4 protein-coding genes and 1 pseudogene are annotated in these 2,327 nt (G+C 40.8%); 4 read left to right on the top strand and 1 reads right to left on the bottom strand.

The features are described 5' to 3' along the window. Positions 1–133: 133 nt before the first annotated feature. Together ACTRWI_RS22270 and ACTRWI_RS22275 are read left to right on the top strand one after the other, a co-directional pair. Positions 134–388: a type II toxin-antitoxin system RelB/DinJ family antitoxin gene (locus ACTRWI_RS22270; RefSeq protein ID WP_499133875.1), complete on the top strand. Its 255-nt coding sequence runs from the start codon at positions 134–136 to the stop codon at positions 386–388. Then, a complete protein-coding gene (locus ACTRWI_RS22275) occupies positions 375–656 on the top strand; it encodes a type II toxin-antitoxin system YafQ family toxin (protein ID WP_499133876.1) in 282 nt (93 codons plus the stop codon). The genes ACTRWI_RS22270 and ACTRWI_RS22275 overlap by 14 nt, the downstream gene beginning before the upstream one ends. Positions 657–990: 334 nt before the next feature. Here the strand turns inward: ACTRWI_RS22275 and ACTRWI_RS22280 are convergent. Beyond that, positions 991–1,175: pseudogene (locus ACTRWI_RS22280) on the bottom strand (IS6 family transposase); the annotation flags it as partial. 120 nt (positions 1,176–1,295) lie between these two features. Here ACTRWI_RS22280 and ACTRWI_RS22285 point away from each other — a divergent pair. Both ACTRWI_RS22285 and ACTRWI_RS22290 read left to right on the top strand, forming a co-directional pair. Continuing rightward, the gene (locus tag ACTRWI_RS22285; RefSeq protein WP_499133877.1) at positions 1,296–1,796 is read left to right on the top strand and encodes a hypothetical protein; all 501 of its coding nucleotides are present in this window, start codon (positions 1,296–1,298) and stop codon (positions 1,794–1,796) included. A 107-nt stretch (positions 1,797–1,903) separates the two neighbouring features. Beyond that, positions 1,904–2,327: DDE-type integrase/transposase/recombinase (locus ACTRWI_RS22290; protein ID WP_499133878.1), on the top strand; the 424-nt coding region annotated here is incomplete at its 3' end.

Consider the following 2,327-nt stretch of genomic DNA (forward strand, 5'->3'; position numbering starts at 1 on the left):
AGTGTGTAGGTGGTCGATTTAACGAACATCATTTAATACGTATCGAAACAGAAAGGAAAGGTCGCAATTGGAGACCTTTTTTGTTACCTTTAACAATAACGTAGCACACTTGAGGTACAGTATGAAGACGGAAATGGTTAGAGCTAGGGTATCTAGTGAGTTAAAACACGAATCTGAAGTTATCTTGTCAGAACTAGGTATGAGCATGTCTGATGCAATTCGGATTTTTCTTAGTCAGGTGAGGTTACGCCATGAGTTTCCTGTTGAACTTAAAGTGCCAAACCAAGTTACCCTTAAAGCCATGAAAGAGCCTGTTACTAATGATGTCTATGACTCAGCGGACGACTTGTTTATGGATGTTTTAGGTAGTAGCAGTGCTAAAAATTAAAGTAAAAAATTCTTTTAAAAAAGACCTAAAACGAGCATCAAAAAACACACGCTGCAATACTTCGCTGTTAAAAGAACTCATCAACGATCACTTAGTTAAGACTGGTACTGTACCGAGTGAATATAAGCCACATTTACTACAAGGTAACTGGAAGCCACACATGGAGTGCCATATTCAACCTGATTTTTTGTTGATTTGGGATGTTGATTGGGACGCACAAGAATTGATTTTAGTCCGCTGCGGTTCTCACTCGGAACTGTTTGGGTAATCAAAACCCCTTTGCCATAACGGCACAGAGTGCGAACCCTGATTAAGACACAAGAACGGCTCCCGATTAGGAGCCGTGTTTTTCAGCACAAAGACAACTAGGGACAAACTTCATGCTTATTAGTAGTCTAGTTAATGGTGTTCATTTGTGCCTGATTTACCATAGAGTCATTTAATCTTCACCAAAATTCAGATGCAAAAAGGCCCCTGTCGCAAATTCACTATGCCACTACAGTCTTGCCTTCAGCATCTATCTGATCTTGTTTCAATATCGTCCACACTGCATGCCCATGCAAACGGGCCAAAGTCTCTTTTATTGACTTCCAACTCATAGCTTAACGCTTTTTCTGCTTAACCCAACGGTGACTTTGCTCTACGATATTATTGAGATATTTAATATCCAATATCTCTATAGGGAAAGCATAAAGAAACCTGTTAACTAGAGCTGAACATTCATTGAATCAAGGGCCGCATAGTTACTCTTACTTCCATCTATAATCACTTTGCCTGGTAAGCCATTTTATGCGATAACCTTATCCAGGAAAGCTTTAGTGCATATTTCGGAGCATTCCGATCAGTCATTTCCCCCCTGTGTCAGTATAGTTGTCGCCTTAGAATTTAATTCATTTTGGAGACAAATATGCCTAAACCCTCAATTGACGTAGAGATCAAAGAACAAGTTCTAATCTGGTTGCTCCCACCATACAGCTACTCCTTGCGAAGAGTGGCTAACGAACTTAATGTTGGTCATGCGACAGTTCATAAGTGGAGAGAGCAATTGAAGAAAGAAGGCTTGTTAGACGAAGAAAATTCAAATCAAAAAGATCTTTCAGCAGAGGAAATCTTTGCCATTGTCATCGACACGGCTGTTATGACAGAACATGAACTAGCAGCATATTGTCGGACTAATGGTCTTTTTGTTGAGCAGGTCAAACAATGGAAAATTGCGTCAATACAAGCACACCAACCGAAGAAAAGTCCTTCTAACAAAATAGACTCATCCAACCGAGCGGATAAGAAGCGAATCAAGATATTAGAAAAAGAGTTGGCTAGAAAAGAGAAAGCTTTAGCTGAAACTGCTGCTCTACTTGTTTTGCGGGAAAAGTTCAATGCCCTCTGGGAACCAAGCGAGGAAGATTAACTCCTCTCTCTGAGCGGCTAAAAATAGTTACATTCATTGAAGAAGCTATCAAGAGTGGAGCAACTAAAACCAGAGCGTGTAGCTGCGCTGGAATATCGATAAGGACGATGCAACGCTGGGTGGAGGACGGCGGTAAGATAGTAGAAGATTTGCGTAACTTACCAAAAGCAAGGGCTCCTCACAACAAGCTAACAGCACAAGAAAGGCAAGATATTTTAGATGTATGCAATGCGCCTGAATATGCGGATCTTCCTCCTAACGTAATCGTACCTATGCTTGCAGATAGGGGCATTTACATCGCCTCAGAATCAACATTTTACAGAGTCTTAAAAGAGCACTCTCAGCTAAAAAGACGAGGGGGATCTACCTCAATCAGTCGACCAAAGCGCAAGGCTCAGAAAGCGACAAAACCAAACCAAGTTTGGAGTTGGGATATTAGCTACTTACCATCAATTACGAAGGGTGAACACTACTATCTCTATGTAATTATGGATATTTTTAGCAGGAAAATAGTCGGTGCCGAAGTGTTGT

This window comes from Pseudoalteromonas sp. G5_S1_14_S5, from assembly GCF_054968605.1.

Bases quoted from the DNA above. Each gene is read 5' to 3' on its own strand.
- ACTRWI_RS22270 (WP_499133875.1), top strand. From the start codon at position 134: ATGGTTAGAGCTAGGGTATCTAGTGAGTTAAAACACGAATCTGAAGTT.
- ACTRWI_RS22285 (WP_499133877.1), top strand. From the start codon at position 1,296: ATGCCTAAACCCTCAATTGACGTAGAGATCAAAGAACAAGTTCTAATC.